The 20,698-nt window shown below is 57.4% G+C and carries 18 protein-coding genes; 9 read left to right on the forward strand and 9 right to left on the reverse strand.

The genetic code is table 11. The features are described 5' to 3' along the window. Positions 1-25: 25 nt before the first annotated feature. The 5 genes from FHS27_RS15910 (at position 26) to FHS27_RS15930 (ending at position 5,404) form a co-directional block, all read left to right on the forward strand. The gene (locus FHS27_RS15910) at positions 26-1,423 is read left to right on the forward strand and encodes a Gfo/Idh/MocA family protein (protein WP_184305899.1); all 1,398 of its coding nucleotides are present in this window, start codon (positions 26-28) and stop codon (positions 1,421-1,423) included. Between the two features lie 200 nt (positions 1,424-1,623). Then, positions 1,624-2,487: a tetratricopeptide repeat protein gene (locus tag FHS27_RS15915; protein WP_184305900.1), complete on the forward strand. Its 864-nt coding sequence runs from the start codon at positions 1,624-1,626 to the stop codon at positions 2,485-2,487. Between the two features lie 23 nt (positions 2,488-2,510). Next, entirely contained in the window at positions 2,511-2,780 is a 270-nt protein-coding gene (locus tag FHS27_RS15920; protein WP_009095388.1) for a WXG100 family type VII secretion target, read from the forward strand. 236 nt (positions 2,781-3,016) lie between these two features. Continuing rightward, on the forward strand, positions 3,017-4,081 hold the full coding sequence (locus tag FHS27_RS15925) for a sugar phosphate isomerase/epimerase family protein (protein WP_184305901.1): 1,065 nt from the start codon (positions 3,017-3,019) through the stop codon (positions 4,079-4,081). 192 nt (positions 4,082-4,273) lie between these two features. Beyond that, a complete protein-coding gene (locus tag FHS27_RS15930; RefSeq protein ID WP_184305902.1) occupies positions 4,274-5,404 on the forward strand; it encodes a Gfo/Idh/MocA family protein in 1,131 nt (376 codons plus the stop codon). A 1,064-nt stretch (positions 5,405-6,468) separates the two neighbouring features. Here FHS27_RS15930 and FHS27_RS15935 read toward each other — a convergent pair. Then, complete coding sequence (locus tag FHS27_RS15935) at positions 6,469-7,914, reverse strand: phytoene desaturase family protein (RefSeq protein ID WP_184305903.1); 1,446 nt, start codon at positions 7,912-7,914, stop codon at positions 6,469-6,471. Positions 7,915-8,418: 504 nt separating this feature from the next. Between FHS27_RS15935 and FHS27_RS15940 the strand changes: the two genes are divergently transcribed. From FHS27_RS15940 to FHS27_RS15950, 3 genes are all read left to right on the forward strand, one after another. Beyond that, a complete protein-coding gene (locus tag FHS27_RS15940) occupies positions 8,419-9,678 on the forward strand; it encodes a beta-ketoacyl-[acyl-carrier-protein] synthase family protein (RefSeq protein ID WP_184305904.1) in 1,260 nt (419 codons plus the stop codon). A gap of 203 nt (positions 9,679-9,881) precedes the next feature. Further along, the gene (locus FHS27_RS15945; protein WP_008677096.1) at positions 9,882-10,133 is read left to right on the forward strand and encodes an acyl carrier protein; all 252 of its coding nucleotides are present in this window, start codon (positions 9,882-9,884) and stop codon (positions 10,131-10,133) included. Between the two features lie 102 nt (positions 10,134-10,235). Continuing rightward, entirely contained in the window at positions 10,236-11,633 is a 1,398-nt protein-coding gene (locus tag FHS27_RS15950) for a phytoene desaturase family protein (protein WP_184305905.1), read from the forward strand. Positions 11,634-11,665: 32 nt separating this feature from the next. Here FHS27_RS15950 and FHS27_RS15955 read toward each other — a convergent pair whose 3' ends face one another. The 8 genes from FHS27_RS15955 to xseB all read right to left on the reverse strand — a co-directional run bounded on the left by FHS27_RS15955 (position 11,666) and on the right by xseB (position 18,847). Then, positions 11,666-12,553, reverse strand: a complete 888-nt coding sequence (locus FHS27_RS15955; RefSeq protein ID WP_246419890.1) for a class I SAM-dependent methyltransferase — start codon at positions 12,551-12,553, stop codon at positions 11,666-11,668. After that, positions 12,550-13,110: a DinB family protein gene (locus tag FHS27_RS15960; RefSeq protein WP_184305906.1), complete on the reverse strand. Its 561-nt coding sequence runs from the start codon at positions 13,108-13,110 to the stop codon at positions 12,550-12,552. Before FHS27_RS15960 ends, FHS27_RS15955 begins: the two co-directional genes overlap by 4 nt. A 94-nt stretch (positions 13,111-13,204) precedes the next feature. Further along, on the reverse strand, positions 13,205-13,774 hold the full coding sequence (locus FHS27_RS15965; protein ID WP_246419892.1) for a thiol-disulfide oxidoreductase DCC family protein: 570 nt from the start codon (positions 13,772-13,774) through the stop codon (positions 13,205-13,207). Positions 13,775-13,814: 40 nt separating this feature from the next. Further along, positions 13,815-14,501 carry an RluA family pseudouridine synthase gene (locus tag FHS27_RS15970; protein WP_221225147.1) on the reverse strand — a complete coding sequence of 229 codons (687 nt, stop codon included), beginning with the start codon at positions 14,499-14,501 and terminating at the stop codon, positions 13,815-13,817. Then, positions 14,498-15,490: an NAD(+)/NADH kinase gene (locus FHS27_RS15975; protein WP_246419894.1), complete on the reverse strand. Its 993-nt coding sequence runs from the start codon at positions 15,488-15,490 to the stop codon at positions 14,498-14,500. The genes FHS27_RS15970 and FHS27_RS15975 overlap by 4 nt, the downstream gene beginning before the upstream one ends. Then, the gene (gene dxs / locus FHS27_RS15980; RefSeq protein WP_184305907.1) at positions 15,487-17,412 is read right to left on the reverse strand and encodes a 1-deoxy-D-xylulose-5-phosphate synthase; all 1,926 of its coding nucleotides are present in this window, start codon (positions 17,410-17,412) and stop codon (positions 15,487-15,489) included. The genes FHS27_RS15975 and dxs overlap by 4 nt, the downstream gene beginning before the upstream one ends. Further along, positions 17,409-18,443: a polyprenyl synthetase family protein gene (locus tag FHS27_RS15985; protein WP_184305908.1), complete on the reverse strand. Its 1,035-nt coding sequence runs from the start codon at positions 18,441-18,443 to the stop codon at positions 17,409-17,411. The genes dxs and FHS27_RS15985 overlap by 4 nt, the downstream gene beginning before the upstream one ends. Continuing rightward, positions 18,440-18,847 (reverse strand): exodeoxyribonuclease VII small subunit, encoded by a 408-nt coding sequence (gene xseB, locus FHS27_RS15990; protein ID WP_184305909.1) that lies wholly within the window; start codon positions 18,845-18,847, stop codon positions 18,440-18,442. The genes FHS27_RS15985 and xseB overlap by 4 nt, the downstream gene beginning before the upstream one ends. Positions 18,848-19,099: 252 nt before the next feature. On the opposite strand from xseB, the gene FHS27_RS15995 reads away from it, so the two are divergent. Then, positions 19,100-20,587 (forward strand): hypothetical protein, encoded by a 1,488-nt coding sequence (locus tag FHS27_RS15995; RefSeq protein WP_184305910.1) that lies wholly within the window; start codon positions 19,100-19,102, stop codon positions 20,585-20,587. Positions 20,588-20,698 lie beyond the last annotated feature (111 nt).

Here is a 20,698-nt window from a genome sequence, read left to right on the forward strand (position 1 = left end):
TCTCCCACCTGCCAAGGCTGTATTTTTGCCGAAAAAGACCACCCCACCCGCACGACGAGGCCCCCTGTCCGCGCACGTCGCCAGAGCCAGTAACCGCCGCGAATTTTTCACTCGCAGCACGATGGCGTTCGGCAGCACGGTGGCGTTGGGTGGCTCGGCTGCGGTCACGGCCGGAGAATCGCTTCTCGCAGGAGCGTCGACCTCACCGCCGTCGTTTCATGTCGGCGGCAGCGATACCCTTCGGATTGGTTTGATTGGTTGCGGATCCCGAGGCCGAGGAGCGGCGATCGAAGCGATTCAGGCGTCGACGGTTTGCCAACGTGGTGGGGAAAACGCGTCGCGAGGGCAAGTCAAACTCGTTGCGATGGCGGACGTGTTCGCCAACCATTTGCAGACCGCGTATCGGACGATCAATGGCCGGCATCGCACGAATGTGGATGTCGGCAACCGCCGCTTTGTTGGCATCGACGGATGGAAGGGTGTGTTGGCCGCGGACGTCGATCTGGTGATTCTCGCGACGCCACCCGCATTCCGCCCGCTGCATTTCGCGGCCGCTATTGAAGCCGGCAAACACGTTTTCATGGAAAGTCCGGTTGCGACGGACATGCCAGGGGTTCGCCGGATCATTGCCGCCGGCAACGTTGCTCGCCAAAAAGGTCTCGCGGTCGCCGTGGGACTGCAACGACGTTATGAAGCGAGAACCCGGGACTGTGTTGCTCGGATCCAAGACGGCGCGATCGGTAAACTCTTGTCCGGTTATGCGACGTCGAGTGGTTTTGCGATCAGTGAAACGTTGGCGAGTGGAACGACTACAAGGCAATCGCGAGACTCGCGGGCACAACCCGATTTAGAAGATCAAATTCGGAACTGGCATGAGTTCGCGTGGGCGAGCGGTGGATTGACCGATGAGCGGCATCTGCACAGTCTCGATGCCTTTCACTGGGTTCTCGGCCAAACCCCGATCTCGGCAACCCGGGACCAGCGCGATGCAAGTCGATGCGCCGGAGTTGGAGCATCGACCGGGACCGAACGTGTTCCGGCCGTCGAATTTCAGTACTCCGATGGATTTCGCGTCGTCTGCGAGCATCGAAACGGACGGAGCACCGATCGCCAACACGGCGAACTGCTCATAGGAGAAAAGGGAACCTGTGATCTTACGCGAGCGATGATCCGAAACCCCGATGGCAAAGTCGTTTGGCAGAGCGACGCCAAGGAAATCCCCGGCAAAGGGTGGCAGCAACAATTCAACGAGTTGATCGCGGGCATGCGTAACGGGCAAACGGCGAACGACTTGAACCTCGGGGTTGCCTGCACGTCGACCGCGATCTTAGAACGAATGGTCACCCAATCTGGCCGATCGATGGGATGGGATCAATTGATGGCGTGCGACCAATCGTTTGCCCATCCGCAGTGCACGCTGTAGTTCGCGTCGAGACCGTAAAGACACTGTGAATTCGGATTCGCGCTGAGACGAGGTGGTGTCAGAGGCGTTGCTCGCGGGGACTTATTCGCGTTGCCCCGCCATCGTCGGCGTGAATCGAGTTATATTGGGGACGTGCCGGTCTGGGATCGGCCGATCACGCACGAACCGTCTGCGAAACTCCACTCCCCCGTCTGCACGTGATGTCTGAATCAGCTTCTCCGTCCGATGATTCGCCCCCGCAGTCAGCCAATGCGAATCCGGCCGACGCCTCGTCCGGCGACGTCAAATCGAATGCGGGCAGTACGGCCGAAACGAACTCTAACGGCGAAAAAAACAGCGAACCGGCGGGCCCGAATCGACGCCAAGAACTCGAGCATCGACTCAAGGACGCGAGGACGGATCGCGAGGCCTACCTCGAACTCGGAGCGATCTACCGAGCCGAGAATCGTCCGATGCACGCGGCCAAAATTCTCAAACAGGGACACGAAGTCTTTCCCGATGACGCGGTGATGTTGTGGGAACTCGAAGAGGCCCAACTCGCTCGATCGATCCAGCAACTCGCTGAGATGCAAGCGATCGTTGCGAAAATGAAAAGCCCGCTCGCTGATCAAGACCTCGAACGCAGCACCGCGGATTGGGCCAACTGCCGAATCAAGGTTTGTAGGGCACGATTGGACCGAGACCCGTCGCTGCATCATCTTCGCCTCGTCCTCGGGGAAGCACTCCATGATCTTGAGCAGCATGAAGACGCGATCAAGACGCTCGAACCGTTGATGTCCAACGACACGCATAGTTCCGCCGCGGCGCTGTTGATCGGACGTTGTCACCTGATTCTCGGTCGTGATATCGAGGCCATGCGTTGGTTGCGGATGGCGTCCCTGCGACGAAGTGTCACGTCGCCGGCGAAAGTTCGTGTTGCCGCGTTGAAGTTGCTCGTTGATTTAGCCGACCGGCATGGATTGACGGCGACGCTCGAGCAGTATCAGACGACGTTGAATTCGGTGTTAGAAGCTGCCAAGCAACACCAAGCGTCCCCGGCCACTTCTTCTGCCTCGACTTCGTAGTTCCTTTTCCCGAGACTATCCCGATGAATCAAGCGATTGGTGACCCCGATCAGATCCGCCAGTTTGCCGCGCAGTTGGCCCAGTTTACGGAAGAATTACGTCAGCGTGGCGGTTCGCTCGCGGCGCAGATGAATCAACTCGAACAAACGTGGCGAGACGAACAGCAACGCAAATTCAGCCAAGAGTTTCAGGATCAACTCAGGCAATTGCAACGACTCATTCAGGCCACCGATCAGCACGTGCCGTATCTGATGCGGAAGGCCGAACAGCTCGATTCGTATCTCGGTCGTTGATTCCGTTTTGGATTGTGAGTCACGACATGAATGCAGCGTGTCTACTTGCAATCTGTGGAGAGAGAAGCCACCTTGTTGGACGTCGAAGGCGGCGTCGGCTTCCCTCGCAAGAGACAGCGTTGTGCCCGCTCCCCGGCATCAAACTGCCTAGATTCGAAACGGTCTAGGTAGGTAGTGTTCCGCGTCGCCGATTACGGCTCCTACCTGCTTCGTAACTCTCCAACGGTCTTCATTCGATGAGCCAGCACCCCAACACCTATCCCAAATTGCATAACGCCGCCTGGCCGGGCGTCGTCGGTAAAGGCGATGACGATGCCAACCCCGTCATTCCGCTCGAAGAGATGCTCGATCTCACCGCGGCGGCTGAAGTGGACGGTCGCAAGTTTGACGGTGTCGACATCTTTCTTTCGACGCCTCACATTTCGATCGACGCCACCGATGAGGAACTCGAACAGGTCGCCGAGCAGGTGAAGAGCCGGAACCTGGATATCGGAACCGTGGTAGCGCCGGTTTGGGAACCGACCGGCGGCGGCAGTGCGGCAGGCGATTCGGATGCGGTCGAGGCATTTCTGAAGCAAGTCCGAAAGGGATGCGAGATCGGCCGTAAGCTACGCCAACTCGGTGTCCGGCCCAACGGTGTCATTCGTATCGACAGCGCCACGCCGACGGCCCAGTGGTATGAAGATCCTGCAACAAATCAGAGCCGGATCGCGGATACTTTCAAAGCCGCTTGTGACATCGCCGAAGAGTACGACGAGCGACTCGCCGCCGAAGGTGAGATTTGCTGGGGTGGTATGCACTCGTGGCGTTCGATGGTTGATTTGCTCGAACGTGTAGGACACCCAGAACGACTCGGTTTCCAAGCCGACATGGCGCACACGCTGTTGTACCTGTTGGGTTACAACGCACCCGAAGACGCGATCCTGCCTGAGGATTTTGATTGGCAGGACAAGGAAAAGAAATCCGCAGCCCTGCACGAGTTGACGCACGCGCTGCGTCCATGGACGATCGATTTCCATGTCGCGCAAAACGATGCCACCGTTCACGGAACGGGCAGCCATGACAAAACCGGACGCCACTGTTTGCCAAATGATCCCAATGGCAAACTCGATATCGCGGTCGATGCCGGTCATTGGCTTCGCGACGAGCACGGTGATGTTTTGCAGGTTTGCAAACACATCTGCTGGGACGGATGCATGTTCCCTAACGACGTGATGCACAAACCGCAAACATGGAACGACATCCTCGCCGCGATGCTCAGTGTTCAGGACGCTCACGGTTGGAACGAGTCCGAAGCGTAGCGTTCGCTTCACTGATTGTTCGGCTGCTGTTCTTGACGAGCGTTTCGAAACGTTCGTCGCGTGAGGTCGCGTTATCGTGGCGGTTCGTTGTTCTTGCCGAGCAACAGCCAATGATGCGATCCCGATCCCACGGGCAGCCGTTTGTTTTGCCCTCCCCAAATCCCTCCTTTTTTAACTCGACAGGAATACAACGTGAAACCGCTTAACATCGGAATGATTGGCTATGGCTTTATGGGCCGTACTCACAGCAACGGGTACCGACAGGCGAACCGGTTTTTTGACTTGGAATACCACCCCGTTCTCAAAGCGGTCTGTGCTCGTAACGAAGACAAAGCGAAAGCGTTTGCCGAGCAACAAGGTTACGAATCGATCGAAACCGATTGGCGAAAACTGATCGCTCGCGACGATATCGATGCGATCGACGTTTGCACGCCCAACAACCTGCATAAAGAAATTTCGATCGCCGCCGCTGAGGCCGGCAAAATGGTGTTGTGCGAAAAACCGCTCGCCATGAATGTCGCCGAGGGCGAGGAAATGTGCGAAGCGGTCGAAAAGGCCGGCGTCGCCAACATGGTCTGGTATAACTACCGACGCGTCCCTGCCGTCTCGCTCGCAAAACAGTTGATCGACGAAGGACGTCTCGGAAAGATCTTCCACTACCGTGCGAACTTCCTGCAGGACTGGACTATCAACGCCGACGTGCCTCAAGGCGGTGCGGCGACATGGCGTCTCGATGCCGAGGCAGCAGGCAGCGGCGTGACCGGTGACTTGCTCGCCCATTGCATCGATACCGCACTATGGCTCAATGGCAGCATCGAAGACGTGTCAGCGATGACGGAGACGTTCGTCAAAGAACGTGTGCACGCCGAAACCGGTGCGAAGCAGCCTGTCACGATTGATGACGCGTGCATGTTTCACTGCCACTTCAAAAACGGCTCACTCGGATTGTTCGAGTCAACCCGATACGCACGCGGTCACAAAGCCCTTTACACGCTCGAAGTGAACGGCGAGCACGCGTCGTTGCGTTGGGACCTGCATGACCTACACCGCCTCGAATACTTCGACCACGCCGACGATTCGATTGTCCGCGGTTGGCGGAGTATCCACGTGTCCGATGGCGACCAGCCATACATGGGCAATTGGTGGGTTCCAGGATTGCAGATCGGCTACGAGCACACGTTTATCCACCAAGTCGCTGACTTCCTGAAGTCATTGGAGACGGGCGAAGCCGCTCACCCGAATTTCCGCGACGCATTGGAAACGCAAAAGGTCTGCGATGCAGTCCTCGCGAGTGCGAAAGAACGTAGCTGGAAAAACATCTAGAGCATTCCCAGCTCTTCTGTATCCACCGTCGCCCGGCGGTGGACTGAATTCTGGATTCTTGGATAGCCACGCAGCTCGGACTCTCGGGACGTGCATCGAATTCCTGACGGAATTCGATGCAAACACGCCCGCAACACTTGTATCCGCAACAGGCCCGGAGGGCCGATAGAACCTTTGCCGGGGCTGTTAAGCCCCGGTTAATGCATCAAGCCAAAATGAAAGGCCTGAAGGGCCGGCACAAAAAACGGTTTCCGCTGCAAATCACTAAAGGTTGTGTCGGCCCTCCGGGCCTATCTGCTTCCTTGACATGGTTCCGGGGGTTGGCACCCCCGGCAGTGGTTGTGTCGGCACTCCGTGCCTTTCGGTGTGCGTGCTTTTCGGTGCGCGTGCTTTTCGGTGCGCGTGCTCAACGGGAGCGAAGTAGCGTGCGACGCTTCCGAGTTCATCCGCAAAGCCTCGCTGCAACTCGCGTGGTGATCCCGGGAACGTGAACTGTATTCCTGACGGAAGTCATTGCAAACAGACTCGCAACGCTTATTGCGGTAACAGGCCCGGAGGGCCGACAGAACCCATGCCGGGGCTGTTAAGCCCCGGTTAATGCATCAAGCCAAAATGAAAAGCCTGAAGGGCCGACACAAAAAACGGTTTCCGCTGCAAATCACTAAAGGTTGTATCGGCCGTCCGGGCCTATCTGCTTCCTTGACATGGTTCCGGGGGTTGGCACCCCCGGCATTTGTTGTGCCGGCACTCCGTGCCTTTCGGTGTGCGTGCCTTTCGGTGTGCTGGCCTTTCGGTGTGCTGGCCTTTCGGTGTGCGTGCTCAACGGGAGCGAAGTAGCGTGCGACGCTTCCGAGTTCATCCGCAAAGCCTCGCTGTGACTCACGCAGTGATCTCCGGTAACAGGCCCGGAGGGCCGACAGAACCTTCGCCGGGGCTGTTAAGCCCCGGTTAATGCATCAAGACAAAAGGGAAAGGCCTGAAGGGCCGACACAACCAAGGGCTTTGCAGCAGATCGCTATAGGTCGAGCCGACACTGCGTACCTAGCCGGTTCCGTATATCGCGTTTATACCGCGGACGATTCGCGTACGAGCATTTGGTCGACCTCGTTGCTGACGATCACGCCGTAGTTGATCGCGCCGAGCCAGCCGCTCATGATGATCCCCACGCTGCCCGCGTGGTACATGCCGTTGACCTGTTGCGACAACGCGCGACTCACTGCCAGTCCTTCGAATTTGGTGCCGAAGCTCGCGCCCGATTCGTGCATCGTGTAATGTTTGAACGTGCGTGGCGTGGCTGCTTCGGCTCGATCGATTTTATCGCGCACGCCAGGTATGTATTTCTCCAGCGCATCGATCGTGGTCTCCACCAAATCCTGTTTGCTGGCGTTGTATTCCTCGGGGCTGAGGTCAGCCCAGTCCGACCAGTTCGCGTTCGTGCTGCTGACGATTGCGTATCGTTCTTTCTTGGTTGGCCGAGTTCGCGGGTAGTAAAAGCTAAACGTTCGTGAAGTGATATCGCGGCTGAGCAACAGGTCCGTCCGGAACTCTTTCGCCGTGCTGGTGAAGAACAGATCGCCGCTCGATTCGTCGATCTCCTCGCCCGGTTTCAGTGCCATGTAAACCTGAGTGCTGGAGTTGTTCAGTCGGACGGCCTCGGTTTGTTCGACAAAACCGCGATCGAGTTTTTCGGTGCCGATCATTTTCAAGATTGTCGTCCGCAGGTTCGCGTTGCTGACGACGGCCCGACACGGGATCCGGCGGCCACGAACGTGTACTCCCGAAACGCGGGTTCCCTGCAGCGGGCTGTCGGAGACTTCGATTTCGTCGACCGGGCAATTGATCCGGATGTCGACTCCGTTGCTGATCAACTCCTTTTTCATCCGAGCGATCAGGTCGTCGGTGCCGCCTTCGTAGATGAACACGCCCTTGCTCATGAAGTTACTGAAAACGATGCCGTACGTGATCGCGGGGTCTTCGAGCGTTGAGCCGTTGGCGTAGGTGATCGGTTCCATCAGCAATCGCACCACGTCGTCGCGACCGGGGAAAAACCGGTCGAACAGTTGACGTGTGGTCGTGGATTGGTCGTCGTAAAAATTCATCCCCCGAGCGGTGTCGAAAAATTCTCGGACAGTCGGTTCGGCGATCCCAAATTTGGACGTCAGCAATCGGGTGAAGTCGTCCCGGTTAAACGTCGTTGTGAGCGAAAACTGTGGGTTATCGAATCGGATGTTCTTCAGTTGAACGATCCGGTCGGCGATATCGCGACTCCAATATCGACGGCACGATTTCACCATCCCGTGTGGGAACCCGTGCAGCGAGATGTCGAACGTGTGCCCACCGGGACGCAAGAACCAGGTTGCCAATCCGCCGAGCTTGTAGTGCTGCTCGAGCAACAGGACGCGGTGCCCGGCACGGCCGAGAATGTTGGCAGAGGTCATTCCGGCCAAACCACTGCCGATCACGACGACGTCGTACTCGTCGGCAATCCCTTTGAGAAAATCCTTGGCCATGTGTTTGCTGAGTCGATCGTGGGTTTGAACTGGGGGTGGTGAGGGCCGCCCTGGATGGGGAAAGGCCGCACGAGGTGTTAATCGCCGCACCGTTTGGCTGTTCGCAGATCGGATGGGATCCACTTCGGCCGGGGCTGAGGTCGGGTAACCGCCATCAACGCGAGCTCGGCAACAACGACGATTGCCCCAGGGCACCGATGTCCTTGGGCATTTACTGTCCTCGGGCATCTACGTCTGGATTACGGAACTCGTCGGGGCGTCGAACTCGACAGCGAGCCGATTTTTGACCGGTGGGCGAACTCGCCTGGCAAATCATTCGGCTGACCATCAGCGGCCGACACTCTTACGGCCAACACAGTGTAGGGATTTTTCGTTCAGCGTCTTGGGTATTGACGAAAAGAGGTCCGAGATTCGCTGGATCTCGCGGTGCGGGGCGTTGAGTGTTTGGACGTCAAACGCTACGTTTTGAGGCTTAATTCATCACCACTCTTGGTTAAATAACACGTGATCGCACCCAATTTGGCATCGAAGCTTCCCGACGAACAGCGGATTGTCATCACGGGCATCGGATTGACGGCCCCCAACGGGAACGACTGGCAGTCGTTTCGTCAGGCGTTGTTGGAGAAACGCAGCGGTGTCCAACCGTACGAGATTCGCTATTTCGGTGAAACTCTGGCGGGTATCTGCGATTTCGACGACAAAAAATATCAGTCGAAAAAAGACATCCGGCGTGGCACCCGAGCGGGCAGCGTCGGCGTTTATACGGCCAACGAAGCGATCGCCCATTCGGGCCTGGATTGGGAAAACGTCGATAAATCACGCGTCGGCATCTACGTCGGCGTCACCGAGCACGGCAACGTCGAAACCGAAAACGAAATCTTCGTGATCAAGGGATTTGATTACGACACGAGTTGTTGGTCGCACCACCACAATCCTCGTACGGTCGCGAACAACCCGGCCGGTGAGATCGCGTTGAACCTGGGCATCACAGGGCCGCACTACACGATCGGCGCCGCCTGTGCGGCCGGAAACGCGGGCATCATCCAGGGGGCTCAAATGCTGCGTTTGGGTGAATGTGACGTTGCGATCGCCGGTGGTACCAGCGAGAGCATCCACACGTTCGGCATCTTCGCTAGTTTTAACAGCCAAAACGCACTGGCCACTCATGCGGACCCGGCCTCCGCGTCACGCCCGTTTGACAAGAAACGCAACGGAATCGTCGTCGCTGAAGGCGGCTGCCTGTACACGCTCGAACGGTTCAGTGACGCGAAAGCACGCGGAGCTCAAATTTACGGCGAATTGGTCGGATACGCGATGAACACCGACGCGACCGATTTTGTTTTGCCCAATCCCGAACGACAGGCGCAGTGCGTCCAGATGGCGTTGGACAAAGCGGGCCTGGAAGCCGACCAAATCGACATTCTCAGCACGCACGCCACCGGTACCATGAGTGGCGATTCGCAAGAGTGCAAAGCGCTCCGGAGTGTGTTTGGAGAGTCCAGCAACGTCCGTATCAACAACACCAAGAGCTACATCGGTCACGCCATGGGCGCCGCCGGTGCGTTGGAGTTGGCGGGCAACTTGGCTGCGTTCAGTGACGGTGTTGTCCATCCGACGATCAACGTCGACGAACTCGATCCCGATTGCGATCTTCCTGGACTCGTTTTGAACGAACCTGAAGAGCGACCACGAATTAACTACATTCTCAACAACTCGTTCGGAATGTTGGGTATTAATTCGGTCGTCATCATCGGTCGGATTTAACCTCCGACGCCGAACCGCGGGGTACCGGAGATTGGCTCCTCGCGGCCTCCGGGGCGACCGTTCGCACGGCTATGGCCTTGTGCGTTTCTGTTTTGGCACCGAAACTATTGTCTTCATGGGATACTGTCCCACATTTTCGCGGGTTTTCGCCCGAATCCTACGTCCACCTGAACCTTCCGTTTTCCTCACCCCCAACCGCGTCCATGACCCCCGCTGAAATCCGCGACGAAATCATTGATATCCTCGAAGACATCTCACCTGATGAAGACCTCGACGGACTCGATGACCAAAAACCTTTTCGGGACCAACTCGAACTCGATTCGATGGATTTCCTCGATATCGTGATGGAACTTCGCAAACGCCACCGGGTTCAAATTCCAGAGGAAGATTACGGCAACCTGGCCAGCATGCATTCGACGGTGACTTACCTCGAACCCAAGATGAAGGATATCTGAGCGAGAGGATAAAAGGTCATCGGTCTCCGGCGCCGGGTGTTTCATTCAAACGCTTCGGCGACCGCGTTACCCTACGCCTGCAACCTTTAACCTCCTTTCCTCATGTACGATACGATCATCATTGGCGCGGGCATGAGCGGGTTGGCGGCCGGGATCCGGTTGGCCCACTTCGATCAACGCGTCTGCATTCTCGAACGACATTACACCATCGGCGGGCTCAATTCGTTCTACCGAATGGGCGGTCGTGACTATGACGTCGGTTTGCACGCGATGACCAACTTCGCCCGCAAAGGCGACAAACGCGGACCGCTGGCCAAATTGATCCGGCAATTGCGATTCGGTTGGGAGGACTTCAAACTCGCCGAGCAAATCGGTTCATCGATCCGGTTCCCCGGCGTCTCTCTCGATTTCAACAACGATATCGAGATGCTCGAAAGCGAGATTGCCTCGCGGTTTCCCGACCAAATCGATGGCTTTCGTACGCTCTGTGGTTCCTTGCTCGATTACTCGGACATGGACGGCGGATCGCCCGAGTTCATGAGAAGTGCCCGCGAGGTGCTCGCCGAACATCTCTCCGAACCGTTGTTGATCGAGATGTTGCTCTGTCCGCTGATGTGGTACGGCAATGCTCGCGAAGATGACATGGACTTCGGTCAGTTCTGCATCATGTTTCGAGCCTGTTATCTCGAGGGGTTCGGCCGGCCGTACAAAGGCGTGCGAGTCATCCTGAAGAACCTGGTACGCAAATTCCGTGGTCTCGGTGGCGAACTCAAACTCCGCCATGGTGTCTCGCGAATCCATGTCGAAGATGGCAAGGCCGTCGGCGTTGTGCTCGATGACGGTACCGAAATCGAAGGCAAACGCATTCTATCGTCAGCGGGCAACATCGAAACGATGCGGATGTGTGACGACATCACGACCCCCGAGGTTGCTCGGGCGGGGAAACTGTCGTTCATCGAGTCGATCAGTATTCTCGATCGCGATCCCAAAGCTCTCGGTTTTGACCGAACGATCGTGTTCTACAACGATTCGGAAAAGTTCCATTGGAGGCGTCCGGACGACGGTCTTTGCGATGCACGCACGGGTGTGATCTGCAGCCCGAACAACTACATCTACGATTCCGACGAAGGCACGCTGCCCGATGGCGTCGTGCGAATCACGACTCTTGCTGACCATGATCGTTGGTGCGAGTTGCCCGAACAAAAGTACTTGGCCGAGAAGGTCACGCAGTACGATGCGGCGGTGGCATCAGCGGTTCGTTTCATGCCGGACTTCCGGTCCAACGTGATCGCCACGGACGTGTTCACGCCCAAGACGATTCGCCGGTTCACGTTCCACGACAACGGTGCCGTTTACGGGGCGCCGGACAAGCAACTCGATGGTTGCACCCATTTGCCGAACCTGTACCTATGCGGTACCGATCAAGGGTTCGTTGGTATCGTCGGAGCGATCGTCAGCGGCATCAGCATGGCGAACCGCCATTGCCTGATGAGTGATTAAAGCCTGATGAGCGATCGAAGAACGTCTCGCGATTACTTTCGCCGCAGTACGTAGACGACATCTTCAGTCGATGAGTCGACTTCGATCGGTTCATCGACGACGTAGCTAAAGTCATGAGTGGCAACGCATTCCCATTTGCCGCTCGCGTCGATCAAACGTTGCATCTGCACGGGCGTGTAACTCCGCAGACGCAGTTCATCGTTGATACGAAAACTGTCGCTCGGTGTGTGCACGTCAAATCGAATGCCGAACCGCTCCAATCGCTTTTTCTTGTCGCGGTCGACCGTCCACATATGCGTGTTGATCGCGAGTTGTCCCCGACGTGCCGACCAGCTTTCGGTTTCGCTTGGAGGAACGGAGGTGGGCGTTAAATGAACGCCGAGCAGGTACAGCCCACGGGGACGCACGATGTCCGCCATGCACTCGAAATGCGCTTTGGCTTCCTTTTCGCTGCCGACGTGCCGGAAGCTGTTGATCGTGTTGAACGCGACCGCGACCGGTCCCGCTTTCTTGCGTGATTTCGGAATGATTCCGGCGAAGTCCGCGCGAGAGAAATCGCACATGTCTTTGCAGATCGCGGACTCGACGTAACCTTTGCGTTTCATCCGGTCATTGCAGAAATTCACGGCCTTAGGATTAAGGTCCAAACCGCAAACATCGAGTCCCTTGCGTGCCAGGGCAAACATCAACCGCCCGGTGCCGCATGCCGGTTCGAAATACCATCCCGGTTCACCACTGCCGAACATGTGCTCGCAGGCGAGGATGTATTTGGTCTCGGCAGCAACATCGGCGCCGAATACGAGGTCGTAGTACTTGGGGTGATCGTAGATCGATTCTTCGATTACCCGCAGACCGTCTTCGATGATTTCGCCGTCGTTGGTTTTCTCGTCAGGAGACGGTTTGACAGTTTGCTTTTTCATCGTACCGACTCCAATCCGAGATGGCGGCGAGTCACGCCGATTTGACCCGCATGAATCGATTCATGCATCGGGCAAAACAGGATCGCACCGAGTTTGCAAGGATAAACCGCGTAAGGCATGTCGACTTCGTCGAGCAATGAATTCGGGTCCAGCGACGCGATCTCATCCATCGCCGTGCGATGCACCAGTTCCAACTTGGCGAGCAACTCCTCGGGGGTTGGTTGGCCGTCGGATGACAAAGGAGGTTTGCCTCCGCGTCCGTACGTTTTGCGGAACCGGCCTGGGATGAGGTCGAGATCCTCGGGACGTCGACCACGGATTCGAAACATCATCAACCCGTATTGGCTGACGGCGAGGTGGCCGACTTGCCAAGCGATGTGGGTGACGCTGCCGTTTGGAATTTCGAACCACCGATCTTGCGGCGTCGCGGCCAGCAATTCGAGCGTGTACTGTCTCGCGAATTGGATTTGTCCAATCGCTGCCTGCAACATCACGGTCGCAGTTTCGACATCAGGAAGGGACGGTCCCGAATCACCGGAAAGAGTATTTGCGTTCATAGCCCATGTTTTAATGGGCTCGCGAGTCACTGTCGACGGAGTGTCCGGCAATGCATCGCAAACGCGTTCGAGAGTTCCTCAGGCTTGGAGCCAATCACTTGTCGAAATGGATCGAGCAGGCGTCCGAGTCGCACGTGTTTCGGGGGCCAAAAAATTTGCGAGAGATCCAATAACGATTGCGTGCGACAATGCTGTACATCCACCGGGACAGTCTCGCGGTTCCGGGGATGTGCATCATCGGGGCGAAGGCCCACAGAATCGGCAACCGACGCGTGAGATATCGAACCGCGTCGGCGCCGCCATGCCGGTTCCCCTCGGTATCGACCACATACATCTGAGCCATCAGGTCGTCGTACGTAAGGTCGGAATACCTCTGCGTCACCCGAGGATCGTGTAGCGACAGGAATGCGAGTCGATCCTTGCCGAAATCCATCTGATGCAGACGTTTCGCCGCTAATGCACACGCATTGCATTGACCATCAAAGATGACAACATCGCGACCGGGGTTCTCATCAGCCCCAGGAAGATCCCTCGCATGAGCCGACGTGGGCATCGCGGGCGACGTGGTTGTCGACGTTGCCGAGGTGACCGTTTCAGCGGTCTGCGTTTCAGCGTCGGGTGTTTCGACGCCGGGGGATACGGGAATGGGCGGCTGGACGGACATTGGATTCAAATTTCGAAATGTGATCGGGCGTGAATCACCCTTATATTAACCGTTCAAGTGCGACGTTAGTTAACACGCCCGTCCGTGGATGATGGAATTGCAGTTTCATTGCGACCAACGCGATCGTGTCGAACGTCCAGTCGTCGCGTTTTGGCGGCGTGCAGTTCGTCGAACCGTAGATCGGATCGCTCAAGATCGCATGCCCTCGCGCGGCGGTCTGGAGTCGCAATTGGTGCATTCGACCGGTGAGAGGTGACAACTCAATGAGAGAGCAATCCGCATTCCCATCGTACTCGAGAACGGACACATCCGTTTCGGCGAGTTTTGCCCCTGCGTCTTCCGCCCGGCAAATCTCGCCTTTGGCAACGTCTGGAATTTTTCGCAGATAATCCGTCCAACGCTGAGTCGTTCTCTCCGAAGACGGGGATTCGGCCGACGCATCGATATCGACTCGTCCCTGCACCCAGGCATGATAAGTTTTGCGTACTTTGCGGATCGCAAATTGTTCCGAGAGCAATCGGGCTGTTTTCTTGGTCAACGCGACCAAGACCACGCCGCTGACGTCTCGGTCGAGTCGATGCACGGCGGCCAGGAATCCGCGTTCCGCTGCGAGTTGATCGCGCAGTCGAAATTCCAGCGAATCAGTGCCCGGCGGTGACGTTGTGCTCAATCCCGCGGGTTTGTCTACCGCCACCGCGGAGTCGCACTGCCAAAGGATTCGAATCAATGTCTCAAGTTCACCGAACCGCCCCAGCCGAGTTTTTCACGCAGGGTGCGATAGTCGTTTTGCCCCGGCACGCGGAGCATTCGGAACGATACCGGGGCACGGTTCACACGCACCCGGTCACCGTCTTCGAGTTTGCCGAGAATCCGACCGTCGACCAGGATGCAGGTCGTTTCTTGCGGTTCCGTCACGGTGAATTCGAGCGAAGTGTCGGCCGATTCGACGACCGGACGGTACGTCAGCGTGTGGGGGCTGATGGGAGAAATGACGATCGCTTGCAATTGCCGGCGAACGATCGGTCCGCCCGCCGACAAACTGTGCGCGGTGGACCCGACGGGGGTTGCGATAATCAGACCGTCGCAGCGGTACTGCGTGGCGAGTTCGCCGTCGGTATAGAAATCAATGTCGAGAATTTGAAACGGCGGCCCCGACAGCACAGCGGCTTCGTTGAGGGCGAGTTGTTCGGCAATCACCGTTTCGCCACGCACGATCTCGACCTGCAACATCAGGTGATCGATGACGGCGAAGTCACCACTGCAAACTTTCGGCCATGCGTCGAGGAAATCTTCGGGGGACAATGCCGCGAGAAAGCCGAGACGGCCACAATTGATTCCCAGCACCGGAATTTGGTGTGACCCCATTTGCCGTGCTGACTGCAAAATCGATCCGTCGCCTCCGAGGACGATGACGAGGTCCGCGTCATCGCCGGTGAATTGATAATCGAAGGCAAAGTCTTCCGCGATGAGCGTTGCACTGCCCGAGACGACCGGACGCAATCGACGCCATGCGGATTGGACACGTTGTCGTTCGGGCGTACCGATGACGATGATCCGAGGCGGTTTCCCGCACTTGCACCAGTCCAGATTATTTTGGGTCACGTTCGTTCGATTCCCGTGGTCGGAGTTGGGCTGGCCGATTCGATCATTGCTGACTTGATTTGCATCCGTCGGGCCGTCGTCAGCATCATTATCGTTTCGGGCGGCCTTGGTCATCCCACGCTCACGTTGGATGCGGCGTTGCGACAGACGTTCGCGATTCCCTCGGCTGACAAAGACGAGTCCGCCAACAAGTCCGAACGATCGCCGTGTTCCACGAAGACATCCGGCAGAGCCAAACGATGGATCTGACGCGTATCGAGACGTTGGTCGGCAGCCGATTCCAGGAATGCCGATCCGAATCCACCGACAATGGTGCCTTCTTCGAGCGTCACGACGAATCGGCCGTCGGCCATTGATTTCTCGACCATCTCGTGATCGATCGGTTTAACGAATCTCGCGTTGACGACGCCCACGCTGAGTTCGCCTTCGAGTTTTTCGGCTGCCTCGATCGCTTGTTCGAGCATTGCACCGTAGGCCACGATCGTTCCGTCGTCGCCTTCGCGAATCCACTCGGCTTTGCCCATCTCGATCGGAGCGGGGGTGTGAGTGGCTTCCAACGCGGACGCTTTCGGGTAGCGGATACCGGTGGGGTGATCGTGAGCAAGACACGCGTCGAGCATCATTGGTAACTCGGCCGCGTAACCAGGAGCCATCAGGACCAAGTTCGGGAACAACCGCATGTAGCCGATGTCATAAACGCCGTGGTGCGTCGGTCCATCTGGGCCGGTCAGTCCGGCACGGTCCATCATGAACACAACCGGTAGATCTTGGAGAACGACCTCCTGGAAGATTTGATCGTAGCTGCGTTGCAAGAACGTGCTGTAGATGTCGACGATCGGACGCATTCCCGTTTTGCATTGCCCGGCGGCAAACGCGACGGCGTGCGACTCGCAAATTCCGACGTCGAAGAACCGTTCGGGAAATTGCTCACGCACGGGTTCGAGTTTGTTGCCTTGGCACATCGCCGCAGTGATGACCGTGACCCGATCGTCACGCTTCATCGCTTCGCCGATCGCATCACGGGCGTGCGTTGTGTACGGTGGGCATCCGTCGCTGCCGCGGGTGACCGGCGTTCCGCCACGATCTTCAAACGCGGGTGGCGTGTGGAAGAAAACGGGGTCCTCGGCTGCGGGTTTATAGCCGTGTCCCTTTTCGGTGACGACGTGCAGTAGCACCGGACCTTCGATTTCCTTGCACAGGTTCATGTACTTGCGAAGCAGTGCGATGTTGTGTCCGTCGATCGGGCCGATGTATCGGATGTCGAGCTCTTCGAACAACATGCCGCCGAGCAAACCGGCTTTGACGCCTTCTTTCATCTGCGCCAGCAACCGTTCGGCCGGATCGCCAAACATCGGCACGTGGTCGAGCAGGCGAACGACTTCGTGTTTCAGGCCGGTGTAGAACGGGTTGTTTCTCAAACGATCGAGATAACTCGCGACCGCACCCGTGCGATGACAGATCGACATTTTGTTGTCGTTGAGAACGACGGTCAGGTCCTCTTTCGACGCACCCGCGTTATTGAGTGCTTCGAAGACAATTCCGCTCGGAAAGGCGCCGTCGCCGATCACGGCAACGGTGCGGCGATCGGGGTGACCAGTGAGGATATCGCCGCTGCGGAGTCCGACGGCGGTGCTGACACTGCTGCCTGCGTGCCCGGTCATGAACAGATCGTAGGGGCTCTCCGCCGGATTCGGATAACCCATCAATCCGCCGCGTGTGCGGATCGATTCGAATTGGCTGTAGCGACCGGTGACCAATTTGTGCGGGTAGATTTGGTGTCCGGTGTCCCAAATCAATCGATCGTTCTGGAAATCGAACTCGGCATGAAGTGCCAGGCAAAGCTCCACAACGCCGAGGTTGGATGCGAAGTGGGCGGTCCGGGTGGCCAGCAGGTTGCATAAGACGTCGCGAATCTCCACGCCCATCTTATTGAGTGTTTCAGACGGCATTCCCGCCAACGGTCTGGCATCGGGCAAAGCAGCGAGCAACGGGTGCCGGGGCCCGCCGGATTGCTGTTGAGGTTCGGTGTTCGTCATGATGTTCGCTCCAAAATGTAGTCCGCCATCCGTGCTAACCGCTGTCCAGACGCTCCGAATAACTCGAGCGACTGGTGAGCGGACCGGATCAACGCCGCTGCATGCTGTTGTGCCATTTCGATTCCGACGCCGACCTGCGTGGTGGTCGCGACCTTGGAATCGTCAAATCCGGCATTTCCAGACTTAGGATCGGCATCGTGGGGGATCTCCGCCAGCCCTAATTCTAATCGAGAAACATCGTCACGCTGAGCGGCCATCAGATCGGGGAACGTAAATTTCCCGCGTCCGCTGTCCTTTCCGGTGCGTTTGCCGAGCTCTTCAGCGTTCGATGTGAAATCCAGGACATCGTCAGTGATTTGAAAAGCGAGACCGAAGGCGTCGGCGAATCGCCCCAGTGCATCGACTTGCTCCTCGTTGCCGCCAGCGGCAATGGCTCCCATTTTCGCACAAGCAATGAACAACGCACCGGTTTTCCTACGGTGAATCGATTCGAGATGCTGCTGAGCGAGAAACGGAGATTCAAACGAATCCAAATCGATCTTTTCGGCCGCTAAATCGTCTTCTTGACCACCGACTAGTCCCGCCGGGCCCGATGCGATCGCCAGCTCGCCCATCAATCGCGCTGCCAAAGCGGGGTCAGCAATTTGGGTATAAAGATGAGCGTAGGCTTGGGCCTGCAACGCATCACCGGCGAGAATCGCGGTCGCCTGCCCAAAGGTGATATGTGTCGTCGGCCGGCCGCGACGCAAATCGTCGTCATCCATCGCGGGCAAGTCGTCGTGAATTAGCGAGTATGCGTGGATCATTTCCACCGCGACGGCTGGGGCGAGCACGTCTTGGATCGATGCCCCGCACGCTTCGGCGGACATCATGACGAGTGCGGGACGCAGCCGTTTGCCAGGTGCGAGCAACGCGTACCGGATCGCTTCGGCGAGTTTTTCGGGGCATCCGTCTCCGAACTGACACGCTCGGTCCAGTTCGCCCTCGATCGCATCACGATACGGTCGCAGTAATTCGGCCACATCGATCACGACCAATCCTCCGAATCCGACTCGCTATTGTCGGTCGCTGAGACACCCCGTCGCTGGCCGCGCGTCTTTTGCTTTTCGATGAGGGACTCGGCGTCGTTACCTCGGCCGTCACCGGCGTCATCGAGCGGATGGGTAACGGGATTCCCGTCGGCGTCAAAACCCGACAAAACGCTGACCCGTCTCTCGGCAATTTCGAGAAGCTCATAGCACTGCCGCATTTTTCCCACGGCGGCTTCGTACTGACGCAATGAGTCGTCGAGCGACAATTCGCCACTTTCGAGCTTGCTCACAATCAATTCGATGTCAGATAGCGTCGCTTCGAAATCCGGCTTCTCAGACGGTGAATCCGATTGGGAGGTTTCGGCGGATTGATCGGGCCTAGCGGCGGTCTTCTTTTTGGCCAAACGGACGCTCTGTTGTCGTAAATCGTAATTTGCGGCGGATACTTTTGTAACCTACGTTTTGGGTAGGCCTAAAAGCCCTTTTCGACCGACGTGCATGAGTGCAGCGTGGGCGTGGGGGCTGCAGGACTATAACACGACGGCCAGCCATCCGAACAGATCCGGGCACACCGGATGGAATGGGCCATCATGACGATTCACGGTGATGAATTCGCCGATTTTCAACAAACAACATTTGCACGCTAGTCGCACGGTATGTCACGCTCGAGTCGAAGAAGGAGTCGCAAGAAACAGCCCGCCCAAGCTGCCGCTGCGCCTCAATCGTCCAAGACCGAAGTTCCGAAAAAGGGCCGCGATGAAGTCGCCGTGCTCGAAGAACACAAGGAAGAAACGAACGCAAACGAGGAGACGTTCGAGAATTCCGTCACGGCATTGGCAGACGCAATTGCCAATAATCTCGCCGAAGAAGCCGGCCGATCTGGCGCAGCCGATTCGTCATTCGACGATGCTGCGTCGCTGTATCCATCCGCGGACGAGTTATCGGCTGATGATTGGTCGGCTGAGGATTTGCCTGCCGGCGGTGATTTGCCTGCCGGCGGTGGAGCGGAGGCTAGTGAGTTCTGGACGCACGATGAATTGTCGTCGGACAGCGAGCCCCAGCCCGAAGCGGATGCGTACGGCGTAACGCACGCGTATCAGCACGACACGGATTACGCCGCCGTTGACTACGGCGAATCAGACTACGGCGAACCGGAAGACTCCTATTCGGAGCCAACGCCCGCGGTCCCTGCGTGTTCATCTCCGAATGAGAACGCGTCGGCTGAAATTCTGGATTCGTTGCAAACGCTGCTTCAGCGGTTCGACCAACTCGATGGTCGGCTCGATGGATGGGCCATTCATGGCATCCAGGTTCCCGGCGGCCACGGCGGCAATTGCGATGACGGCGGCGACGGGTTCGATGTCAGCGGTTTGGCGCCCGCGAACGGCAATGAAGACGAGCTTCGCGAAGACCTGCTGCATCTGCAAACGACGCTTGATGAAGCATGGCGAGCCAACGAGGAGCTTCGCCACCAAAACGAAATGCTGGCCGCCCAAGTCGCAGAAACCAGCGTTCGGCAAACGGTGCAATCAACACACGGCAACGACGAATCATTGTCATGGGAGGAACGCAAAGCGTTAATCATGCGGCAGATGGAGGAAGAAACCTTCGATGCCGACGAATTTGTCAGCTCGTTGTCGAGCGGTGCGGGGAATGCCGTTGGCTCCTCAGTGCCCGAACCCGAAGACGCAGAACCGGTTCCGCCTCAGAGTCCGCAAGAGTTCGTGGAATCGTTGATCGAGAAGATCGAACGGGCCGAACGCACCATTCAAAAACGAGACGAGGAAATCGGCGAACTGAGAATGCTGCTCGAAAGCCAATCGGGCACGCGTACCGACGGAACCGCTATCGGCGCCGCCGCGATCGCCAGCATGATTGATTCGGACGAACTCGTGATGGAAGAACGTGAACGTCTGCAACAACTCAAGAACGATTGGGAAGACAAGTTCCGCCAAGCCGAAATTGAGGCGTCGTTGGAGCGGGCAAAACTCTCTCGGGAACGTCAAGAACTCGCCAAACGCACTCAAGAACTCGAGGAGCGTCTCGAGGAAATGCAGCGCGAAAAACGCGACAACCCCACGCCCGCGAAGTCCGGTCGCCGCTGGCTCGCCGAACTCGGACTCGGCGGTAGCGACGATTCCTGATCGAATCGAGTTCCAGACCGATCCAAGGTTGGCGGCATGTGCTCGTCGTGTCGCCGTTTCTCCTCAGTCTCACCTATTCTTCTTAAAAGTGGTCGTTCGAGGAATCGTCGA

The sequence above is a fragment of the Aporhodopirellula rubra genome (assembly GCF_014192335.1).
Lineage (GTDB): Bacteria > Planctomycetota > Planctomycetia > Pirellulales > Pirellulaceae > Rhodopirellula > Rhodopirellula rubra.